This is a genomic window from Halomonas sp. HP20-15 (genome assembly GCF_033446685.1).
In the GTDB taxonomy this organism is placed as follows: domain Bacteria; phylum Pseudomonadota; class Gammaproteobacteria; order Pseudomonadales; family Halomonadaceae; genus Modicisalibacter.
The window spans coordinates 171181-191302 of record NZ_JAWQLY010000002.1; the positions used below are offsets into that span (position 1 = coordinate 171181).

A 20122-nucleotide genomic window follows, 5' to 3' on the forward strand; every position below is an offset into this window, starting at 1 on the left:
CAAGACGCCGACTAGCGTCGGCGCAAGTGCAGCAGGTGGCGAACGGCACAATCGCCGGGCACGCTGAGTCGACGCTGTTCGCTGAGGACGACCGAGGCCGGCAGCCGGCTCGCCTCATCCTCGCAGGCCGGCCCCTTCATCGCCAGCCATTCGCCGTCAACGGCCAGCAGCCGGTCGCTGAGGGAGACGAAGTCGGCGAGGCTGGCGAAGGCCCGCGAGATGATCTGGTCGAACGGCGCCGCGGTGTAATCCTCGACGCGAGCCTGCACCGGTTCGATATTGGTGAGCCCCAGCTCAAGCACCGCCTGGCGCTGGAAACGCACCTTCTTGCCGTTGCTGTCGAGCAGCGTCACTGCAAGCGTCGGATCGAGAATCGCCAGTACCAGCCCGGGCAGCCCGGGCCCGGCGCCGACGTCCAGCAACCGTGGGCCATGCACCGCAGCCGCGACCGAGGCGCTGTCGAGCAGATGACGGGTGACCATGGCCTCGGGCTCACGCACTGCGGTGAGGTTATAGGCGCGGTTCCACTTGTGCAATAACGCCAGCAGCGCCAGCAGCCGCTCGCGGACCCGGCCATCGATGTCGATTCGCAGCTCGTCGAGGCCGCTATCGAGCAGCCGTTCGCAGGTCGGCGTCATGCATTCACCGCGCGGCTGTCGTCGCCGCGGGCGTCGCCCACCAGTCGCCGCTTCTTCAGGTAGATCAACAGGATCGATACCGCCGCCGGGGTGACCCCCGAGATGCGCCCGGCCTGGGCCAGTGTCTCGGGACGCGCCGCACTGAGCTTGTCGCGAATCTCGTTGGACAGCCCCTCGACCCGGGTGTAATCGAGATCGGCCGGCAACGGCGTCGCTTCGTGACGCTTGAGCTTGTCGATCTCGCTCTGCTGACGGTCGATGTAGCCCTGGTACTTGGCCTGGATCTGGACCTGCTCGGCGACGCTCTCGTCGGCAACGCCCACACCGCTGAGATTGGCCAGATCGGCATACCTCAGCTCGGGACGCTTGAGCAGCTCGAGCAGGTTGTACTCGCGATTGAGCGGCTTGGACAGCTTGCCGGCGAGTTGCGCGGCTGCATCCGATCCCGGCTGGATCCAGGTCGCCTGCAGGCGTGTCCGTTCGCTGTCAATCGACTCGCGCTTGGCGCTGAACGCCGTCCAGCGGGCGTCGTCGACCAGTCCCAGCGAACGTCCGGTCTCGGTGAGTCGCAGGTCGGCGTTGTCCTCGCGCAGCAACAGGCGGTACTCGGCGCGTGACGTGAACATCCGATAGGGCTCTTGGGTACCCATGCTGATCAGATCGTCGACCAGCACGCCGAGATAGGCCTCGTCGCGCCGCGGGCACCAGCCGGCTTCGCCGCGTACGCGCAGCGCGGCGTTGACGCCGGCCAACAGTCCCTGGGCGCCGGCCTCCTCGTAACCCGTGGTGCCGTTGATCTGCCCGGCGAAAAACAGGTTGTGGATAAATTTGGTTTCCAGTGAATGCCTGAGATCGCGCGGATCGAAGAAATCGTACTCGATGGCGTAGCCAGGCCGGGTGATGTGGGCATTTTCCAGCCCCTTGATCGAGCGCACCACCTCGAGCTGCACGTCGAACGGCAGCGAGGTGGAAATGCCGTTGGGGTAGAGCTCGTTGGTCTCCAGCCCTTCGGGTTCGATGAACACCTGATGGCTCGACTTGTCGGCGAAACGATGGACCTTGTCCTCGATCGACGGGCAGTAGCGCGGCCCGACGCCCTCGATCACCCCCGAATACATCGGCGAGCGGTCGAGATTGGCGAAGATGATCTCGTGGGTGCGCTCATTGGTGTGCGCGATGTGACAACTAACCTGGCGCGGGTGCATATCGCGCGAGCCCATGTAGGACATCACCGGGCTCGGCGCATCGCCGGGCTGCTCCTCGAGAGCGCTGAAATCGACGCTCTTGGCATCGATGCGTGGTGGCGTGCCGGTCTTGAGCCGGTCGACGCGAAACGGCAGCGCGCGCAACCGTTGAGCCAGGGCGTTGGCCGGTGGATCGCCGGCGCGACCGCCGGTATGGGTATCCAGGCCGATATGGATGACGCCGCCGAGGAAGGTGCCGGTACACAGCACCACGGTTTCAGCGTGGAAGCGGATCCCGGTCTGGGTCACCGCGCCACGCACCGTGTCATTCTCGACGATTAAGTCATCCACACCCTGTTGGAACAGCGTCAGGTTGGGCTGGTTCTCCAGCAGGCCGCGGATGGCCGCCTTGTAGCGAACGCGGTCGGCCTGGGCGCGCGTGGCGCGCACCGCCGGCCCCTTGCGGGAATTGAGCACCCGAAACTGGATGCCGGCCTGGTCGGTTGCCAGCCCCATCGCGCCGCCCAGGGCGTCGATCTCCTTGACCAGGTGGCTCTTGCCGATACCGCCGATGGCCGGATTGCAGGACATCTGTCCGAGTGTCTCGATGTTGTGCGTCAGCAGCAGCGTCTGACAGCCCATGCGGGCAGCGGCCAATGCGGCTTCCGTTCCCGCATGGCCACCGCCGATGACGATGACATCGAAGCGGTTGGGATAATCCACGTTTTTACCTCGACTTGCGCGGTGCGCGTACGTTTCTGGCGAGTGTAATGAAGTGCGCCAGTATAACGTCCCTGTGGGTAACCGTCAGGGGTTTTCCACACCGCCTTCGTCGAGAAGCGGTCGGCGGATCACTATTAATAACAAAGTAAATATATAAAGAAGAAGTTCTGTTGTTGTTGTTACTACTGGTGTGGACATTTTTTGTGGAAAAGCCATTTTTACAAATGGAAAACAAAACCTTGCATTGTTGATGGTGCATTGCAAAACAAGTCGACGGGAGCTGTACAGGCGGTCGTCAGGCTGTGGATGATTGTGCACGATGTCCACAGTCGGAAATGTGCCCCGGTTATCCACCGACCAGTACCTGGACATTGCCGGTAATCATCAACAGTCGGGTTAGAAAGCGCGAACGTCGTCTGGCATGCGGGTTGTGGAGAGATTTAAGGGGGCTGGCAGAAAATTTTATCCACAGACGAAAAAAGCCGCTGTGGGCGGCTTGGTAGGCAAGACAGATCCTCGAATTGGATGGGTCGGCACGTCCAGGCAGGCAAAAGGAGTCATTAATGCCTGCCTGGGTGCGGCCAAACCGTCAGTGCTTGAGCACCCGCGCGAGGAAGGATTGGGTGCGTTCGTGGCGGGGGTTGTCGAAGATCTCGTCCGGCGGGCCCTGTTCGACGATGCGGCCGCCATGGACGAAGATCACCCGGTCGGCGACTTCCCGGGCGAAGCCCATCTCGTGGGTGACGATCATCATCGTCATGCCCTCGTTGGCCAGTTCGCGCATGGCATCGAGCACCTCGCCGATCATTTCCGGATCGAGCGCCGAGGTCGGCTCGTCGAACAGCATCAGCCGCGGTTCCATGGCCAGCGCCCGGGCCAGGGCGACGCGCTGTTGCTGGCCACCGGAGAGCTGGCTGGGGTACTTGTCGGCCTGATCACTGATGCCGACCCGCTCGAGCAGCCGGTCGGCGATCTCGGTCGAATGCTGGCGGTTCCAGCCACGCACCTTGAGCGGTGCCAGGGTGACGTTGTCGCGCACCGACAGATGCGGAAATAGATTGAACTGCTGGAAGACCATGCCGACTTCGGTGCGAATGGTCTGCAGCGACTTGCCGCTCTTGCCGTAGGGCAGCAGCTGGTTGCCGTCGACTTCGATGGCGCCGCTCTGGAACTCTTCGAGGCCGTTGACGCAGCGAATCAGGGTCGACTTTCCGGAGCCGCTGGCACCGACGATCACCACTACCTCACCGGTGGCCACCTCGAGATCGATGTCCTGTATGACATGCAGCGAACCGAAATGCTTGTTGACCTTTTCCATCTTGACGATGGGCGCCTTGTCGGCGGCCGGGACGGCGGCGTGACGCTGTGTATCGTTCATGGCGTGCTCCTTATTGGCCGACCAGACCGCGGCGTTCGAGTAGCCGCAGGGCGAATGACAGGCTCAGGGTGATCGCCAGATACATCAGCGCGACCATGAAGTAGACCTCCAGCGCGGTGAAGGTGGTCGCGATGTAGATCTGGCCCTGGCGGACCAGCTCGCCGACACCGATCACCGAGAACAGCGAGGTATCCTTGATGCTGACGATACCTTGGTTACCGAGTGCCGGAATCATGCGGCGCAAGGCTTGCGGCCAGATGATGTAGCGAAACGCCTGGGTACGGGAGAGCCCCAACGACAAGCCGGCTTCGCGCTGGCCCTTCTCGATCGACTGCACGCCGCCGCGTACGATTTCCGAGATGTACGCACCCGAATTGAGGGCGATGGCAGCGATGCCGGCGGTGAGCGCATTGATGGGTCCGCCGATGATCTGTGGCAGGCCATAGAAGATGAACAGCACCTGGACGAGCACCGGGGTGCCGCGGAAGATCTCGATGTAGGCGATCGCCGGCCAGCGCAGCAGGCGGATCGGATTGATGCGTAGCAGGCCGAAGACGATGCCGATGATGAAGCCGATGGCCAGGCCACCGAACGAGATCAGCAGCGTCCAGGGGATCCCCTCGAGGAGATAAGGGATCGAGGCGATGGCCGCCTGCCAGTCGAACTGGAAAGTGACGTCCACGTCGTGGTCTCCGGGTGGGCGCCCCGACAACGGAGCGCTTGTTGGGCATGCAACGAAACGGGGCCGGACGCTTGGCTACCCGGCCCCGTTCATCACGGTGAAGTGCGGTTACTTGGCGGTGCTGTCCTGGCTGGGCGCCTCACCGAACCACTTCTTGTGAATCTCGTCGTAGGTACCGTCTTCCTTCATTTCGGCGAGCGCTTCGTTGGCCGGTTCGACCCATTTGCTGCCGTTGGCGAACGCGATCCCATACTGCTGGCCTTCATAGAGCGGACCGACGGTCTTGACCCGGCCTTCACCCTTGGTCTTGGCGAAGTAGCCGACGTTGGGAGAATCGTAGAAAACGGCATCAACACTGCCACCCATCAGTGCCATGTACATATCGGCACTGCCCGGATAAGGGGTGATTTCGGCGCTGTCGCCGAGGTTTTCCTGCAGGTAGTCGTAACTGGTAGAACCGATCTTGGTGCCGATACGCATCCCTTCGAGATCGCCGATTTCCTGTACCTCGTCGTTATTGGCGGCGACCAGGATGCGCAGGCCCGAATCGTAGTACGGGTCGCTGAAGTCGACGATCTCTTCGCGCTCGTCGGTGATGGTGATGCCGGCAATGGCCAGGTCGACATTGCCGGTCTGCACGGCGGGAATGATGCCGTTGAAATCCATGGTACGCAGATCGACATCGAAGCCGGCACGCTCGGCGATGGCATGCAGGATATCCATGTCGAAGCCGACCATTTCGCCGCTTTCCTGGTCCATCATCTCGAACGGTACGAAACTCGGATCGGTCGCGGCCTGCAGGGTCTCGGCTTGGGCGGCGGCGGAAAGCCCGACGCCGAACGCCAGTGCCGAGCCCAGCGAAATCTGTTTAACGAGTTTGTTTTTCATGAAGTTCCCCAAGTTCGAATATTGTTCATGGAACATGCCTTTTTACCTTGGCGAGTTCCCGGGGAAGCGTCAAGCGGGGTCGAGCGGTCCGTTATGGCCGTCACGGATGGCTCAGACCATGAACGAGGAACCACAGCCGCAGGTCGAGGTGGCATTGGGATTCTTGATCAAAAATCGTGCGCCGGCCAGGCCTTCCTCGAAGTCGACGGTCGAGCCGACCAGGTATTGATAGGACAGCGGGTCGACGACCATGGCGACGTCGTCGATCTCGATCAGGGTATCGTCCTCGGCCACGCTGTCGGCGAAATCGAAGCCGTATTGAAAGCCCGAGCAGCCACCGCCGGTGACGTAGACGCGCAGTTTGAGGGACGTATTGCCCTCCTCGTCGGCCAGCGCACGCAGGCGATGAACGGCCGAATCGGTCAGCAGCAACGGCGTGGGGGCGAAGGATGCGGCACCGCTCATTATGGGGCCTCCGGAATTCGTGAGTGACTCATTACGTCAGTGACTGGGCCAATTATCCACAATCCCTAGCAAAAGGGTCAACTTTTGCCAGCGGGCGCGTGGCCGCCTGCGGCTGAGACGTTAACCCTGAAATATGATACACAAGGTGTGGGTGATTTCTCTGGCCTATTTCCAGCCTTCCCCAGCCAGACTGTAAGGAACGTGTCTTGCCTCGTCTGACCTTGCCCGATCTTAGCCTCGAGCGTTTCCGCCGCCAGCTGGCCAGTGTCGATTCGCTGCCCCAGCTCTGTGTACTCGGGGTTGCCTCGGGGGTGGTGACCGGCGGCGTGATGGTCATCTTCCGCTTGCTCCTCAGCTTGGGCGCCTGGCTGCTGATGCCGCATGGAAACATCGAGTCCTTCGAGGCGCTGTCGCCCTGCCTGCGCTCGCTGTTGCCGATCGCCGCGGTCACCCTGATCGGGCTCTGGCTGTGGCGCCAGCCACCCCAGGCACGCAAGATCGGCATTGCCCATGTCATCGAACGGCTCAGTTACCACCAGGGGCGCTTTCCGCTACGCAACTGGATCAACCAGTGGTGGATCGGGATCGTTTCCGTGGTCGGCGGGCTCTCTGCCGGGCGCGAGGGGCCGGCGATCCATCTCGCCGCGGCGGCCTCCAGTGGGCTTGGCCAGCGCCTGCGTCTGCCTCACAACAGCTTGCGAGTGCTGGTCGGGTGCGGCACGGCAGCGGGTATCGCGGTGTCGTTCAACACGCCCATCGCCGGGGTCATCTTCGCCATGGAAGTGGTGCTGATGGAGTACACCACGGCCGGTTTCCTGCCGGTGATCCTGGCATCGAGCACCGGAGCAGTGATCGCACAGTTGGTCTACGGGAGCGATCCGGCCTTCCAGGTCCCTCCGGTGAGCCTGGGGTCGCTGATCGATTTGCCGTGGATCATCGTCACCGCGTTGGTCATCGGGCTTCTTGCCGGTCTGTTCGTCCATATCGCCCGCAGCGGCTCGTACCTGGAGTCTGTGCCCGGGTGGCTGCGTCTGGCCATGGTCGGCGTGGCCGTCGGCGCAGTGGCCTGGTGGTATCCCCAGGTCCAGGGCATGGGCTATGACACCTTGGGCGCCACCTTGACCGGCAACGTGGCCACGGACGTTCTTGTTGCCGTCGCTATCGGTAAGTTGTTATTGACCGCCGGCGCCGTCGCCTGCGGAGTGTCGGTCAGCATCATCGGGCCGGTACTGGTGGTCGGTGCCGCTGCGGGGGCGCTATGCGGAATGCTAGGAGGCTGGCTATGGCCGCAGGTCGCTTCTGACGCTGCGCTCTACGCCATGCTGGGCATGGCGGCGATGATGGGCGCCGTGCTGCAGGCACCGCTGGCGGCGCTGATGGCGCTGCTCGAGCTGACTCACAATCCCAATATCATCCTACCGGGCATGCTGTCGGTTGCGGTGGCGATGCTCACTTCACGCCAAGTCTGTAAGTGCCAGGGGTTCTTCGTGACCCAGACGCAACATGGCCTGCATCGGTTGCAGCAGCCATTGATGCAGGCGCTGTCGCGGGTCGCGGTGCCGGCGGTGATGGAACGCAGCTTGGCGCGCACCCAGCGCAGAGTCAGCCGCGAACAGGCCAAGGCCCTGCTCGAGGACAAGCCCACCTGGCTGGTGATCACCCGTTCCAGCGACGACAAGCCGCCGCTGGCGCTCAAGGCCGCCGACCTGGCGCGGGCTTTGCTCGACGAGCAGGGACTCGAGGAGGAGAGCATCGACCTGCTCGAGATCCCCGGCCAGCGCCTCGAGCTGGCGCCGATCCATCTTCAGGCGACGCTCAGCGAAGCCTTCGATCGTCTCAACGACTATGGTGTCGACGCGCTCTACGTTCAGCACACCACGGCGCCGATGATCCAGAAGATTTCCGGTATCATCACCCGCGACGCCATCGAGAACTACTACCGCTACAAGCGCTGAATCAACCGGGAGATATGGATGTATCCGTGGATAGTAACCCTGCACCTGCTGGCCATGGTGGCCTGGTTTGCGGCGCTGTTCTACCTGCCGCGGCTGTTCGTCTACCATGCCCAGGCCCGCGACCGGGGCGATGAGCAAGCCATCGACTATTTCAAGGTAATGGAGCGCAAGCTGTATCGCGGCATCATGACCCCTTCGATGCTCGCCGTGCTGGTCTTTGGCGGCTGGATCCTATACTTGGCGCCGGGTTTCCTAGGTAAAGGCTGGCTGCTGGCCAAGTTGCTGCTGGTGGCCGCGCTGATCGGTTATCACCATATCTGCCTGGCCTACATGAAGCGCCTGGCGACGGGAACCTGCGGGAAGTCGGAGCGCTTCTTCCGAGTCTTCAACGAAGTGCCGACAATCGCGCTGGTGCTGATTCTCATCTTGGCCGTGGTGAGACCGTTCTGATGCTGGATGCCTCGTTACCCGTGGTGCTCGCACTGGGCGGTCACGACCCGACCGGCGGCGCCGGGCTGATTGCCGATGCCGAGGCGATCGCCGCCTGTGGCGGGTGGGCGCTCACCGTGCCGACCAGCCTCACGGTGCAGACTACCCGCGACGTATTGCGGGTCATGCCCTGTTCGGCCGATAGCGTGCGCGACATGGTCTGGCCGCTACTCGATGAGTTCGAGATCGCGGCGATCAAGGTGGGCCTGATCGCCGCCGAGCAAACGCTCGATGCCGTGGAGGACGTGATTCGCGCCTGCCCCGGAGTGCCGGTGGTGGTCGATCCCGTGCTCAGCGCCGGCGGCGGCAGCGAACTGAGTTCGCCCGAGCTGATCGACGACTTGCGCCGTCGCTTGCTGCCGCTGGTCGACGTGCTGACCCCCAATCGCCGCGAACTGGCGCGCCTGGCCGGCAAGCAGGGTGACGATGTCGAGCGCGTCGTCGAACTGCTGTCGCTGGGTTGCCAGGCACTGCTGATCACCGGCACCGACGAGCCGGCCCCCGGCACCGCCGCCGACCAGGTAGTGCATACCCTGCACACCCCCGACTGTAGCCGCCAATGGCAATGGCCGCGCCTGGCGAATCACTATCACGGCTCCGGCTGTACGCTGGCCTCCGCGCTGGCCGCGCGAATGGCGGCCGGCGAGCGGTTGGTAAGCGCTTGCGAACAGGCACAGCGCTTCGCCTGGCACAGCCTGCGCCACGGCTGGCGACCGGGCAATGGCCAAGCCTTGCCGCGTCGCGTGTGGCAGCAGTCGACGCCATTCACCACCGAAGAGGACACCCTATGAGCTGGCAGCGGGGCATCTACGCGATCACCGATAGCAGCCTGTTGCCCGACGATGAGCGGCTGATCGCAGCCTGTGAGGCGGCGTTGCAGGGCGGCCTGGCCCTGCTGCAGTATCGCGACAAGTCCGCCGACGACGCACGCCGCTGGCGACAGTCGCGGGCGCTGGCCGAGTTGTGCCGGCGCTACGGGGTGCCGCTGATCATCAACGACGATCTCGCGCTGGCGCATCGCTTGCGCGAGGCAGGCTTCGACGGCGTCGGCCTGCATCTCGGCGAGGAGGATGGTTCGCTGGACGAGGCGCGTCGCCTGCTGGGCAGCGACGCGATCGTCGGTGCCAGCTGCTACGCCAGTCTGGCGATCGCCGAGCGCTCAGCAACAGCGGGAGCCAGCTATCTGGCCTTCGGCCGCTTCTTCGCCTCGCACACCAAACCCGAGGCCACGCCGGCGTCGCTCGAACTGCTCGACGAAGCGGCGCGCTTCGGCCTGCCGCGGGTGGCCATCGGCGGGCTGGACGTCGACAATGTGGCCAGGGTGAGACGTGCCGGGGGCGATCTGCTGGCGACGGTACACGCGGTATTCGGTGGCGGTGACCCGGCCGAGCGCGTCGCCCTGTTGCGGCGCCGTGCCGGCTATGCATAGCTTATCCACAAGCTGCCAACTGCAAGTTATTCCAACTGTCCAGAGAGTTATCCACAATTCTGACGTGAGGCCGACATGACCACTTCCGCCGAACTCTTCGAACGGGCCTGCCGGCACATCCCCGGGGGCGTGAATTCACCGGTCCGGGCCTTCAAGGGCATGGATCGCCCGCCATTGTTCATGGAGCGTGCCCAGGGCGCCTATCTGTTCGACGTCGAGGGCAAGCGCTATATCGACTACGTGGGCTCGTGGGGGCCGATGATCACCGGTCACGCCGACCCCGAGGTGCTTGGCGCCGTGCGCGAGCGGCTCGATGCCGGCCTATCGTTCGGCACGCCGACCGCTATCGAGACCACCATGGCGGATCTGATCTGCGAGATCATCCCGTCGATCGACATGGTGCGGATGGTCAATTCCGGCACCGAGGCGACGATGTCGGCGGTGCGCCTGGCGCGTGGCTATACCGGACGCGACAAGATCGTCAAGTTCGAGGGCAACTACCATGGCCATACCGACTCGTTACTGGTCAAGGCCGGTTCGGGGGCGCTGACCCATGGCGAGCCGAGCTCGCCGGGCATCCCTGCCTCGCTCGCCGAACACACCATCACCCTGCCCTACAACGATAGCGACGCGCTGGATGCGTGCTTCGCCGAAATCGGCGATGAGATCGCCGGGCTGATCGTCGAGCCGGTCGCCGGCAACATGAATTGCATCCCGCCGCGTCCCGGCTTCCTCGAGGCGCTGCGCGAACGCTGCGATCAATACGGTAGCGTGCTGATCTTCGACGAGGTGATGACCGGCTTTCGCGTCGCGCTGGGCGGCGCCCAGGCGCATTACGCGGTGACTCCTGACCTGACTTGCCTGGGCAAGATCGTTGGCGGTGGTATGCCGGTGGGGGCGTTCGGTGGCAAGCAGGAGATCATGTCGCACATCTCGCCGCTGGGACCGGTCTACCAGGCCGGTACGCTGTCCGGCAATCCACTGGCCATGGCCGCCGGGATCACGCTGATCGGCAAGGTGCGTGAGCCGGGTTTCCATGAGGCGTTGGCCACGCGGGTGGCGACGTTGTGCGACGGGCTCGAGCAGCGCGCCGCGGAGGCCGGCATCGAACTGATCACGCAGCGAGCCGGGGGGATGTTCGGGATCTTCTTCACCGGTCAGTCCCGGGTCGAGAATTTCGCCCAGGCGACCGCTTGCGACGCCGAACAGTTCCGCCGCTTCTTCGTCGCGATGCTCGATCACGGCGTCTACCTGGCGCCCTCGCCCTTCGAGGCCGGCTTCATGTCGAGCGCCCACGGCGATGAGGATATCCGTCAGACGCTGGATGCTGCGGCGCATGTTTTTGCCGGGATGGCAAGCTGAACCATTTGCAGACTGTAGGGAGACTGCCGTGAGCCAGGTTATGATCGATGCCCTCAACGACCCCGCATGCTATGACCATCCGGTCACGGCCATCGAGATCTTCGAAACGCATATTTCTTGGATCGTGCTGACCGGCGAGTTCGCCTACAAGATCAAGAAGCCGCTCGATTACGGCAGTTTCCTGGACTTTTCCACACGCGAGAAACGCCTGCGCTTCTGCGAGCAGGAGGTGCGCCTCAATCGTCGCTTGTCGCCTAATCTGTATCTCGGTGTGGTGGCGCTGTCCGGCGATGCCCGGCGACCCCGGGTCAACGACGACAGTGAACCCTTCGAATACGCGGTGAAGATGCGCCAGTTCAGTAACCGTCATCTTTTCAGCCATCTGCAGGCCAGCGGCGAACTCTCACTGGAGTTGCTCGACAATCTGGTCGACCAGTTGGTGGTGTTCCATGAAGGCGCCGAACGTCTCCCCTCCGAGAGCGACCACGGCTCGCGCGTTGCGCTGCAGGCGATTCTCGCGCGCGAGTTCGAACTGATCGAATCGCGCCTGGCGAGCGGCGCCGACCTGCGCCGTCTCGAGCACCTCAGGACCTGGGTGACGGAGGCCTTCGAACGGCTGTCCGGCGAGTTCGGCCGACGCCATCGCGAAGGCTACGTGCGCGAAACCCATGGCGACGTGCACCTGGGCAATGCCGTCCAGCACGAGGGGCAGGCACTGCTCTTCGATGGCATCGAGTTCAACGATGAGCTGCGCTGGAACGATGTCGGCAGCGATCTCGCCTTCCTGCTCATGGATCTGGAAGCGCGTGGCGAGCAGGCGTTCGCCAATCACGCCCTTAATCGCTATCTGGAGCTGTCGGGCGATCACACGCTGGTGCGATTGCTGCCTTTCTACAAACTGTACCGTGCGCTGGTGCGGGCCAAGGTGGCAATGCTGCGCTATCACCAGCCGGAACTGCACCCGGTCGACCGTCAGGCGATCATGGCCGATTACCGACGCTACATCGCCCTGGCCGAGCAATACGCCGAGTTCAATTTCCCCTATCTGGTTATCGGGGTGGGTGTTTCGGGCAGTGGCAAGAGCCGTTTCACCGGCGAAATGGTCCAGCGTCTGGGTGGAATCCGGCTACGTTCGGATGTCGAGCGCAAGCGGCTGTTCGGCTTCGATCCACAGGCCAGAACCGGACGGGCGGATGTGGATATCTACACGCCCGAGGCCACCGAGCAGACCTATCGGCGCCTGGCACAACTGAGCGGCGTATTGTTGGAGGCCGGTTTCCCGGTATGTATCGACGCGACATGCCTGAAGCGCGAACAACGTGATCTGCTACGCCAACAGGCCGAAGCTCGCGGATTGCCGGTGCTGATGGTCAGCTTCGAAGCCGATGAGGAGACGTTGCGTGCCCGTATCATCAAGCGCGCGAAGCGAGGAGGCGATCCTTCGGAAGCCGGATTGTCCGTGCTCGAGCGACAGCTGCGCGATTTCGAAGCGTTCGAAGAGGATGAACGGCTGCATCTGGTCCATCTGGATACCACCGCGGATAACGCCAACTTGACCCTGGTGGGGCTGATCCAGGAACGCTTGCGATTGCAATAGTTGTAGCCGCGGTACAAGAAAAAGCCCCGCTTGCGCGGGGCTTTTTCGTACAGCTTTTGTCACTGATGACGGTCAGGAGGCTGCAGCTTAGTACTGATAGACGTTGGCCATGTTGCCGCCGCCAGTCTGGGCGATTGTGGAAGCATTGTTGTAGCCATGCTGTACCACTGTCGCGTTGTTCGCGGCCATGCTCATCATGCTGCCGACGAAGCCGCCCAGCGCCCCTTGGGTGATGGTCGATTCGTTGCTCAGGCCGTCTTGGCTGACCGTTGCCACGTCGTTGTAGCCGCTCTGGGTGATGTAGGAATCGCTATTCCAGCCTGTCTGCTCGACCATGGCATCGTTGTTGAAGCCACTCTGGGTCGTTTCGGCGAAGTTGCTCTCGCCGCTCTGGTAGATATCGGAGGACTGTCCGAATCCTGACTGCTCCACCGTAGCGTAGTTGTTTTCGTCACGCTGAGAGATGGTTGAGTCGTTATGAGCACCGGACTGGTAGACGGTAGCTGCGTTGTCTTCCCCGCGTTGCGTGACGGTGGAATCCTGGTCGAAACCGCTTTGCTCGATCTTGGCGTAGTTGTCGTGGCCGCCTTGTTCTACCGATGAGTCGTGATAGCTGCCATTCTGTGTAACGAGGGCGACATCGTCGTGACCGGTTTGCGTGACAGTGGAATCGTTGCTATGACCGTTCTGCGTGACGGCGGCAAAATCCCCCCCGGCCTGGTAGACAGAGGAGTCATTGTAATAGCCGTTCTGGGTCACTTTGGCTGCGCTGTTGTACCCTTCCTGATCTACCTGAGACTGGTTGCCGACGCCGCTCTGGGTGACGACGGCTTCATTGAAGGCGTTATGTTGAGAGACCTGCGAGCTGTTGCCCCAACCTTCTTGAAGCTGGGTGGCTTCATTGCGCAGGCCGCTTTGCATGACCGTCGCCTGATTGTGGCCGCCTTCCTGATCGATGGTGGAGTCGTTATGCCCACCGAACCAGCTTGAATACTGGGTGGCGTCGGCGCGGTTACCGAATCCAGTCTGTTCTATGTCGGATTCGTTATTGGCCATGGCGTTGGTGGATAGTGCAATAGCGGTAGCCAACAGTGTCATTTTGAATTTCATGATATGTTCCCTTCTTTTACTTTGATTGTGTAATTCGTTTACTGCTTTCGTGGTCGACGTCCTGTCGTTACTGCTCCAAAAACTGCCGTTGGCGACTAGTGCTGAATGACCTGAATGCTGGCTCGCCCTCGGGAAAACTGTGTCACGCTGATTGGGGTATGACCGCCACCCAGTTGGAGTACGGCTGCAGCGCCGGAAACCCCTAGTTGGTTAATGGCCGCTTCCTTGTCGTACCCTGATTGAACTATCGTGGCGTCATGGCTGGCGCCGGTTTGTGTGATGTCGGCGCGTAAGTAACCGCCCGACTGCAATATGGCAGCTTCGTTGCTGTAGGCATTCTGGCGGATCGATGCCTGGTTGCTCTGGCCTAGTTGCGCGATGGTGGCACTGTTGCCGTAGCCACTCTGTACGTTGATGGCGCGATTAGAGGTGCCGGTCTGTTGAATAAGGGATGTATTCGAGCCCCTGGATGATCCTGTTACTTCAAGCTCCGAACCAATAGCCATGTCGTACCCATAAACTGTTGGCGTTACCAGGAAGCAGGCGAGGAGAAGAAGGCGTTTCATTTCGTGTCCTGGCGTTATCATTTGTTTACATTTTGATACCTTTTGGCTTTCGCGCCATAGGAAGAAAAAATGGAGTTGCAGATGGTTTGTTTAACTAATTACAAGAGAGTTTTAGTGGCGAGGTTAACTTGTCGACATTAGAAATCTAATACCAAAGGGTCTTGAAATTGACTCTTGTCATCTCTCGGACATGGCTGGCAGATTTACGATATAAAAAACGCCCTCAATGAGGGCGTCTGGAATGGAAAGCGGCAGCGACTAGAGCATCGGTGTCGGCGCTTCCAGGTAGGCACTGAGGATCGGGTCATCGATTTTAGCGGGATCGGCGAGTGTCCAGAGTCCGTCCTGGATGCCACGTGCAATAAGATGGATCACTGAAGACTCGATGGCTGACATGACGGCCATTTGTACCGGCTCGTTATTGGTGTAGCCGATCTCTCCTTCCAGCAATCTCTTGAAGTCGATAAAGCGATACACACCCGCCCGTAACTCGTGCGAAAAAATCGTCTTGCTGGTCGTCACGTTGCCGAGCACTTCTCCCGTAGCGATATCGATGGCTCGCAAGTTGACCGTGACCTGATCGACCTGATATTTCCCCGAAGCGCCGATCCCGAAGTACTCGGCTCCTGCCCCTCCCGTACGAACGTTCGAGTCGTAGGCTATGATCCCTCCTTCCAGCAGCACGCGTGCAGCGTTGAGCGAGCTGAGTTCATCGGTGCGTCCCGTGCGTTCGAGATTGGCACGAATGATTTTGCGTTCAGTCAGGAGATTCTGCAGCCCGACCCGTTCGAGCGGAATGAACCAGCCCGAATCGGCCAAGGCCCCGCTCAACATGGCCGCCCCCCCCTGGGTCACCGCGGTGGAGAACGTGCTCGCCGGTTGTGGCTTGTATTGGCCGGTCTGATCGCGGAAATCGTAAACGGCCGCATAAATCCTGGCGCTCGGGCGTGGCAGGCTTATGAGATCGCTATAGGTTCCGGAGCGGGGCATCAAGGTTGCGGGTGCCTCCTCCAGGCCCTCGACATTGGTGACCATGCCAGTACAGCCTGAAAGCAGCAGAGTGCAAGTGAGAAGGCTTGTAGTGATAATTTTCATGTTGCGCGACTCCTCAAAGGCTGGGCGTGCCAAATCTGACGGTGGTTCTTTCACCCGTCTGTTTATTAAGGATCAGCATCTCGAAGCCGCCGCCTTGAAGACTGGTAATCTTGATGTTCAAATTGGAGCTATCAATGGTACTGTTGGTGCCGTTTTCCAAAGCATCTTCTATGGCATCATTGGTCAATGAACTACGTAAATCCTGCAGGAACAAATCCGATTCACTGAAACTGCCGTAGTCGAGTGCGTCCGGGTCTTTGTTGTTGTCTTGAGCCTGGGCCTTGTTCAGCAAGTAGTTGCCATTCAAGGGGTCGCCGCCAAATGAGGGGTTGATTGGCTGATAGATCAGTTCTCCGGCGTATAGCGGGCTGCTGGCTAACATCATTGCCAGGATAGTGGGGTATGCTTTCATGACTCGTTTCCTCGCGTATCCGACCTAGACCTGGTTACCATTCGTCGCCAGCTAGATCGCCATTATTGTCTAGGGCCTGCATGATTTTTCGTTGTAAATGAAGTTGCTCGACCTGCTCCACCGCTGCGGTAGCGTATTGGTCGACGTCGCTCAGCCTGGGTGGCAATGTCGCCTGGTAAAGTATGCGATTGTCTTCGGTAATCCAGATTAAGCTGCCCCAACGTGCCGAGGGCCTTTCATGGACGGTGAGACTTATATCGCTCAGTAACAAGCTGTCCAGACGGATTTGGCTGAATTGCCGAAAAAAGGTCTTACCGATCATCGTTACCGTACGGTCTATCAATAAGCCACTGAGGTTCGCAGCGCCATGAGGTTTGTAGGCGTCGTTGAGTACCGGGCCATCCGCTCCCTCAGGATTATCGTTTTGCGCTGATGCCGCACGTTGTGGATCCGGTACGGTTACATCCTGTGCCCCTGCCGCCGTTGTGAGCGTCATCGCGGCGACCAGAAGGACAACGGATAAGTTGGCGCGCGACATGACCATCACCGACGCTGCGGCTTGATGGGGTTGGGTGGAGGAGCGCCCAGATTCTGTCGCGCCCAGTTCATGGCCTGGATGCGGTTATGCACCTTGATCTTCCGGAAGATGTTGTACAAGTGAGACTTGACCGTGTGCTCGCTGACGAACAGTTTGTCGGCAATTTCAGTGTTCGAAGCGCCGGAACCCAGCAGGCCGATGATCTCGAGTTCGCGGTGGGTCAGGCCACAGACGGGCCGATAGGCATTGAGCTGCTGACGGCGGTAGAATTCGATCAGCCGTGTCATCAGTGAACGAGACATCCATAGGTCATCGTCCAATAAGGCACCGATGCCCTTGCAAATCAGGGCCATGCTGTCACGACGGTAGAAAACTCCCTTCAAGTGCAGTGAAGAGAGCACATCGGCGGCATGATCCTCGTCGCGCAGATTGATCGCCGCCAGGGTCATGGATTCGCTTTCGGCGGCCTTGGTATGCCATTGCTGCATGCTGCTCTCATCGACGTGATCGGCATCCAGAAGAACTAGGGTCTTGCCGTTTTCGAGGTTTTCCTGGGTGTCATGCGGGGCGACCGCCGAAATCTGGCAATCCAGCCGTTCAGCGATGTACTCCATGAACAGCTGCGTTTGCGGATTGCAGTCGGTAACCAGGATGATTGTTGCGTTCCCTTGACTCATTTTTTTGTTACTCCCGAAGTATGGGCCGATCTTTGAGTTTTAATGCTGTCCCTGCGCACTCATGCTTAGGCTTGACTGAGCGTTGTCCTTTTTTGTCTTTTTGTAAAGTTAGGTTACATAGAAGTGCTTATGAGTTTTTTGTCTATCGCCGCGCGTACGTCTATTGCTTTTACAAAAACCATTATTTTATAGGTAGTTAAAGGTAAACCTATTGTGGGTGGCGATAGATACAAAAATCTGGTAGGTAAAAAATCAGGCCAATAATCCTTTTAGATTAGTATTTTTTAGCTAGTTTGGTATTAGTTTTCTAATACTTAAATGATTATTTCTCTGACTTTTTTTCATTAGCTTCTTGCTGTCTGAAAGCCATTCGCGGTCAAGCGCCTCGGCCTTTAGAATGGGTATAGACCCATTCAAGAGCGCAAGCACATGGAAAGATCCCTGGTCCTGGCCAGCGGCAACCCCGGCAAGCTGAACGAGTTCAGACACCTGCTGGAGCCGCTGGGCTACCATATTGAGCCGCAAAGTGAGTATGCCGTCAGCGAGGCCGATGAAACGGGACTGACGTTTCTGGAAAACGCCCTGATCAAGGCCCGCCATGCCTGCCGCATCAGTGGCCGACCGGCGCTGGCCGATGATTCCGGTCTGGCGGTGGATGTCCTGGATGGTGCGCCGGGCATTCATTCGGCACGCTATGCCGGCGAGCCCAAGAGCGACGACGCTAATAATCGCAAGTTGCTAGAAGCACTGGCGGATATTCCCGAAGGCCAGCGTACGGCCAGTTATTGGTGCGTCCTGGTATGGTTGCGCCATGCCGAGGATCCCGTTCCGCGCATCGTCCAGACACACTGGTCCGGCGAAATCCTGGCGCACCCGCGGGGCGACGGCGGTTTCGGCTACGATTCGCTGTTCTGGGTGCCGGAGTGCGGGATGAGCGCTGCTGAACTCAGCGCTGGCGAAAAGAATCAGCTCAGCCATCGCGGTCGCGCACTTCGTGCGCTTCTGGAGCAGTTGTCTTGAGGCCATCGTTACCCTCTCTCTCCCTGTATGTGCACGTGCCTTGGTGCGTCCGCAAGTGCCCTTACTGCGATTTCAACTCCCACGGTGTCGGCCGTGATGCAGCGCTGCCCGAACGGCAATACCTGTCGGCGTTGCTCGCCGACCTGGAGGACGATCTCCCGCTGGTTGGCGATCGTCCGGTGCAGAGCATCTTTATCGGCGGCGGTACGCCGAGCCTGATGTCGCCCGGCTTCTTTCGGCAATTGCTCGAAGGGCTGCGGCAACGCTTGTTCTTGCATGATGATTGCGAGATCACTCTGGAAGCCAATCCCGGTACCGTGGAGCAGTCGCGTTTCGAGGGTTTTCGCGAGGCCGGCATCAACCGCCTTTCACTGGGCATCCAGAGCTTTCAGCCGGATCAGCTGGCGAAGCTGGGACGAATCCATAGCGGTGACGAGGCTTACCGAGCCGTCGACAGCGCGAGGCGGGCGGGTTTCGACAACATCAATCTGGATCTGATGCACGGCCTGCCGGGGCAGGACCTCGAGTTGGCCCTGGCCGATATCGATCAGGCCTTGTCCTTGTCACCCGAGCATCTCTCCTGGTATCAGTTGACCCTCGAGCCCAACACGGAATTCTACGTCCAGCCACCGGTATTGCCGCACGACGAGACGCTCTGGGCAATCCAGGATGCCGGTCACCAGCGCCTCGAGGCCGCCGGCCTGGTTCGTTACGAGATATCCGCCTATGCCCGGCCGGGAGCCATTTCCCGCCACAATCTCAACTACTGGCAATTCGGCGACTATCTGGGCATCGGCGCGGGTGCCCATGGCAAGCTGAGTGCCTGGAACGCACACGCCGAGCTGATCGTGGAACGGCGTTGGAAGAGTCGTCAGCCCGATGCCTACCTGCGCCGCCACGACGACCCGCGTGGCTTTATTGCCGGCCGCCAACGCGTTGAAGCCGATGAACTACCGCTCGAGTTCGCCATGAACGCGCTGCGTCTGGTGGAAGGCGTGCCGCTGCCGCTGTGGTCGGCCCACACGGGGCGCTCGCTCGGCGTGCTGGAGCCGCATCTACAGCAGGCCCGCAAAAAAGGACTTCTGGTGGATTCCGATGAGCGTCTGCAGGCGACCCCGAAGGGTCTGTTATTCTTGAACGACTTGCTGGGCCTGCTCGATGAAACCGAGTGATCCTTTGCAAGCGATAAAGCAAACCAAGGAGATAGGAGTTTTGTTCAGGATGATCGATAAGCGACTCTGGATGGCCATACCGTTGGCGAGCGTACTGGCGCTTGGCGGTTGTAGCACGACCACCCCCCAGGCCGGTGACTCCCAGCGCAACAATACCGCCACCGGCGCAGGAATCGGCGCTGCCGTAGGTGCCGTGGCGGGCCTGCTGAGCGGCGATAGCGCCTCGAGCCGACGCGACCATGCAGCCATTGGCGCCGCGGTGGGTGCCGCTGCCGGCGGCGGTATCGGCTATTACATGGATCGCCAGGAACAGCAGCTGCGCGAGCGTCTCCAGGGCACCGGCATCGGTGTCGAACGCCAGGGCAACGACATCGTTCTCAATATGCCCAACCAGGTGACCTTCGGCGTCGATTCCAGTGAGTTGTCCGGCGAGGCTCGTCAGGCGCTCAACGACGTGACCACGGTGCTTCGTCAGTACCCCGAAACGCGTATCACCGTCGCGGGTTACACCGACAGCACCGGCGCCGAGTCGTACAACCAGCAGCTATCCGAGCGGCGTGCCGCGGCAGTCGGCGATTACCTGGTCCAGGGCGGGGTAGAAAGCCAACGCCTCAGCCGGGTCGGTTATGGTGAAAGCCGGCCGGTCGCCAGCAACGATACCGAACAGGGTCGCGCCCAGAATCGTCGCGTCGAGATCACCGTGACGCCGATACAGCAGCAGTAATCTCCGGCAGCGATTGCC

21 protein-coding genes are annotated in these 20122 nt (G+C 60.8%); 9 read left to right on the plus strand and 12 right to left on the minus strand.

Annotated elements, in window-relative coordinates; translation table 11 throughout:
• Nucleotides 1-11 precede the first annotated feature (11 nt).
• The 6 genes from rsmG to erpA all read right to left on the minus strand — a co-directional run bounded on the left by rsmG (nucleotide 12) and on the right by erpA (nucleotide 5958).
• A complete protein-coding gene (rsmG, locus tag R6258_RS03140; protein ID WP_318447280.1) occupies nucleotides 12-638 on the minus strand; it encodes a 16S rRNA (guanine(527)-N(7))-methyltransferase RsmG in 627 nt (208 codons plus the stop codon).
• Nucleotides 635-2545, minus strand: coding sequence for a tRNA uridine-5-carboxymethylaminomethyl(34) synthesis enzyme MnmG (gene mnmG, locus R6258_RS03145; protein WP_318447282.1), 1911 nt, complete (start codon nucleotides 2543-2545; stop codon nucleotides 635-637). Before mnmG ends, rsmG begins: the two co-directional genes overlap by 4 nt.
• A gap of 589 nt (nucleotides 2546-3134) precedes the next feature.
• Nucleotides 3135-3923 carry an amino acid ABC transporter ATP-binding protein gene (locus R6258_RS03150; RefSeq protein ID WP_318447285.1) on the minus strand — a complete coding sequence of 263 codons (789 nt, stop codon included), beginning with the start codon at nucleotides 3921-3923 and terminating at the stop codon, nucleotides 3135-3137.
• A gap of 10 nt (nucleotides 3924-3933) precedes the next feature.
• Nucleotides 3934-4605: an amino acid ABC transporter permease gene (locus R6258_RS03155; protein WP_318447288.1), complete on the minus strand. Its 672-nt coding sequence runs from the start codon at nucleotides 4603-4605 to the stop codon at nucleotides 3934-3936.
• 108 nt (nucleotides 4606-4713) lie between these two features.
• Nucleotides 4714-5493, minus strand: coding sequence for a transporter substrate-binding domain-containing protein (locus R6258_RS03160; protein ID WP_318447290.1), 780 nt, complete (start codon nucleotides 5491-5493; stop codon nucleotides 4714-4716).
• 111 nt (nucleotides 5494-5604) lie between these two features.
• Nucleotides 5605-5958 carry an iron-sulfur cluster insertion protein ErpA gene (erpA, locus tag R6258_RS03165; RefSeq protein WP_318447293.1) on the minus strand — a complete coding sequence of 118 codons (354 nt, stop codon included), beginning with the start codon at nucleotides 5956-5958 and terminating at the stop codon, nucleotides 5605-5607.
• 206 nt (nucleotides 5959-6164) lie between these two features.
• Between erpA and R6258_RS03170 the strand changes: the two genes are divergently transcribed.
• The 6 genes from R6258_RS03170 to R6258_RS03195 all read left to right on the plus strand — a co-directional run bounded on the left by R6258_RS03170 (nucleotide 6165) and on the right by R6258_RS03195 (nucleotide 12790).
• Nucleotides 6165-7913: a chloride channel protein gene (locus R6258_RS03170; RefSeq protein ID WP_318447296.1), complete on the plus strand. Its 1749-nt coding sequence runs from the start codon at nucleotides 6165-6167 to the stop codon at nucleotides 7911-7913.
• Between the two features lie 18 nt (nucleotides 7914-7931).
• Nucleotides 7932-8363, plus strand: coding sequence for a protoporphyrinogen oxidase HemJ (hemJ, locus tag R6258_RS03175; RefSeq protein ID WP_318447298.1), 432 nt, complete (start codon nucleotides 7932-7934; stop codon nucleotides 8361-8363).
• Nucleotides 8363-9193 carry a hydroxymethylpyrimidine/phosphomethylpyrimidine kinase gene (locus tag R6258_RS03180; RefSeq protein WP_318447300.1) on the plus strand — a complete coding sequence of 277 codons (831 nt, stop codon included), beginning with the start codon at nucleotides 8363-8365 and terminating at the stop codon, nucleotides 9191-9193. The genes hemJ and R6258_RS03180 overlap by 1 nt, the downstream gene beginning before the upstream one ends.
• Nucleotides 9190-9831 (plus strand): thiamine phosphate synthase, encoded by a 642-nt coding sequence (gene thiE / locus R6258_RS03185; RefSeq protein ID WP_318447302.1) that lies wholly within the window; start codon nucleotides 9190-9192, stop codon nucleotides 9829-9831. Before R6258_RS03180 ends, thiE begins: the two co-directional genes overlap by 4 nt.
• 75 nt (nucleotides 9832-9906) lie before the next feature.
• Nucleotides 9907-11193 carry a glutamate-1-semialdehyde 2,1-aminomutase gene (gene hemL, locus R6258_RS03190; protein ID WP_318447305.1) on the plus strand — a complete coding sequence of 429 codons (1287 nt, stop codon included), beginning with the start codon at nucleotides 9907-9909 and terminating at the stop codon, nucleotides 11191-11193.
• 28 nt (nucleotides 11194-11221) lie between these two features.
• Nucleotides 11222-12790 carry an AAA family ATPase gene (locus R6258_RS03195; RefSeq protein ID WP_318447307.1) on the plus strand — a complete coding sequence of 523 codons (1569 nt, stop codon included), beginning with the start codon at nucleotides 11222-11224 and terminating at the stop codon, nucleotides 12788-12790.
• A gap of 87 nt (nucleotides 12791-12877) precedes the next feature.
• Here the strand turns inward: R6258_RS03195 and R6258_RS03200 are convergent, their stop codons facing one another.
• From R6258_RS03200 to R6258_RS03225, 6 genes are all read right to left on the minus strand, one after another.
• Nucleotides 12878-13900, minus strand: coding sequence for a hypothetical protein (locus tag R6258_RS03200; RefSeq protein WP_318447310.1), 1023 nt, complete (start codon nucleotides 13898-13900; stop codon nucleotides 12878-12880).
• Between the two features lie 95 nt (nucleotides 13901-13995).
• Nucleotides 13996-14466, minus strand: a complete 471-nt coding sequence (locus R6258_RS03205) for a hypothetical protein (RefSeq protein WP_318447312.1) — start codon at nucleotides 14464-14466, stop codon at nucleotides 13996-13998.
• Between the two features lie 258 nt (nucleotides 14467-14724).
• Nucleotides 14725-15561, minus strand: coding sequence for a CsgG/HfaB family protein (locus tag R6258_RS03210; protein WP_318447314.1), 837 nt, complete (start codon nucleotides 15559-15561; stop codon nucleotides 14725-14727).
• Between the two features lie 13 nt (nucleotides 15562-15574).
• Entirely contained in the window at nucleotides 15575-15973 is a 399-nt protein-coding gene (locus R6258_RS03215) for a curli assembly protein CsgF (RefSeq protein WP_318447317.1), read from the minus strand.
• A 34-nt stretch (nucleotides 15974-16007) separates the two neighbouring features.
• A complete protein-coding gene (locus R6258_RS03220; protein WP_318447319.1) occupies nucleotides 16008-16511 on the minus strand; it encodes a CsgE family curli-type amyloid fiber assembly protein in 504 nt (167 codons plus the stop codon).
• Between the two features lie 5 nt (nucleotides 16512-16516).
• The gene (locus R6258_RS03225; protein WP_318447321.1) at nucleotides 16517-17188 is read right to left on the minus strand and encodes a LuxR C-terminal-related transcriptional regulator; all 672 of its coding nucleotides are present in this window, start codon (nucleotides 17186-17188) and stop codon (nucleotides 16517-16519) included.
• Between the two features lie 429 nt (nucleotides 17189-17617).
• On the opposite strand from R6258_RS03225, the gene rdgB reads away from it, so the two are divergent.
• The 3 genes from rdgB to R6258_RS03240 are packed head-to-tail and all read left to right on the plus strand — an operon-like array spanning nucleotide 17618 to nucleotide 20104.
• Nucleotides 17618-18208 (plus strand): RdgB/HAM1 family non-canonical purine NTP pyrophosphatase, encoded by a 591-nt coding sequence (gene rdgB / locus R6258_RS03230; protein ID WP_318447324.1) that lies wholly within the window; start codon nucleotides 17618-17620, stop codon nucleotides 18206-18208.
• Nucleotides 18205-19380, plus strand: a complete 1176-nt coding sequence (hemW, locus tag R6258_RS03235) for a radical SAM family heme chaperone HemW (protein WP_318447326.1) — start codon at nucleotides 18205-18207, stop codon at nucleotides 19378-19380. Before rdgB ends, hemW begins: the two co-directional genes overlap by 4 nt.
• A 49-nt stretch (nucleotides 19381-19429) precedes the next feature.
• Entirely contained in the window at nucleotides 19430-20104 is a 675-nt protein-coding gene (locus R6258_RS03240) for an OmpA family protein (protein WP_318447328.1), read from the plus strand.
• Nucleotides 20105-20122 lie beyond the last annotated feature (18 nt).

What these genes read in the sequence shown, in the direction of transcription:
- R6258_RS03210 (WP_318447314.1), bottom strand. Translation starts at nt 15,561, where the DNA reads ATGAAAATTATCACTACAAGCCTTCTCACTTGCACTCTGCTGCTTTCA.
- R6258_RS03200 (WP_318447310.1), bottom strand. Translation starts at nt 13,900, where the DNA reads ATGAAATTCAAAATGACACTGTTGGCTACCGCTATTGCACTATCCACC.
- erpA (WP_318447293.1), bottom strand. Translation starts at nt 5,958, where the DNA reads ATGAGCGGTGCCGCATCCTTCGCCCCCACGCCGTTGCTGCTGACCGAT.
- R6258_RS03180 (WP_318447300.1), top strand. Translation starts at nt 8,363, where the DNA reads ATGCTGGATGCCTCGTTACCCGTGGTGCTCGCACTGGGCGGTCACGAC.
- R6258_RS03215 (WP_318447317.1), bottom strand. Translation starts at nt 15,973, where the DNA reads ATGAAAGCATACCCCACTATCCTGGCAATGATGTTAGCCAGCAGCCCG.
- hemJ (WP_318447298.1), top strand. Translation starts at nt 7,932, where the DNA reads ATGTATCCGTGGATAGTAACCCTGCACCTGCTGGCCATGGTGGCCTGG.
- R6258_RS03160 (WP_318447290.1), bottom strand. Translation starts at nt 5,493, where the DNA reads ATGAAAAACAAACTCGTTAAACAGATTTCGCTGGGCTCGGCACTGGCG.
- R6258_RS03205 (WP_318447312.1), bottom strand. Translation starts at nt 14,466, where the DNA reads ATGAAACGCCTTCTTCTCCTCGCCTGCTTCCTGGTAACGCCAACAGTT.
- R6258_RS03225 (WP_318447321.1), bottom strand. Translation starts at nt 17,188, where the DNA reads ATGAGTCAAGGGAACGCAACAATCATCCTGGTTACCGACTGCAATCCG.
- hemL (WP_318447305.1), top strand. Translation starts at nt 9,907, where the DNA reads ATGACCACTTCCGCCGAACTCTTCGAACGGGCCTGCCGGCACATCCCC.
- thiE (WP_318447302.1), top strand. Translation starts at nt 9,190, where the DNA reads ATGAGCTGGCAGCGGGGCATCTACGCGATCACCGATAGCAGCCTGTTG.
- rsmG (WP_318447280.1), bottom strand. Translation starts at nt 638, where the DNA reads ATGACGCCGACCTGCGAACGGCTGCTCGATAGCGGCCTCGACGAGCTG.
- R6258_RS03150 (WP_318447285.1), bottom strand. Translation starts at nt 3,923, where the DNA reads ATGAACGATACACAGCGTCACGCCGCCGTCCCGGCCGCCGACAAGGCG.
- rdgB (WP_318447324.1), top strand. Translation starts at nt 17,618, where the DNA reads ATGGAAAGATCCCTGGTCCTGGCCAGCGGCAACCCCGGCAAGCTGAAC.
- R6258_RS03220 (WP_318447319.1), bottom strand. Translation starts at nt 16,511, where the DNA reads ATGTCGCGCGCCAACTTATCCGTTGTCCTTCTGGTCGCCGCGATGACG.
- R6258_RS03240 (WP_318447328.1), top strand. Translation starts at nt 19,430, where the DNA reads ATGATCGATAAGCGACTCTGGATGGCCATACCGTTGGCGAGCGTACTG.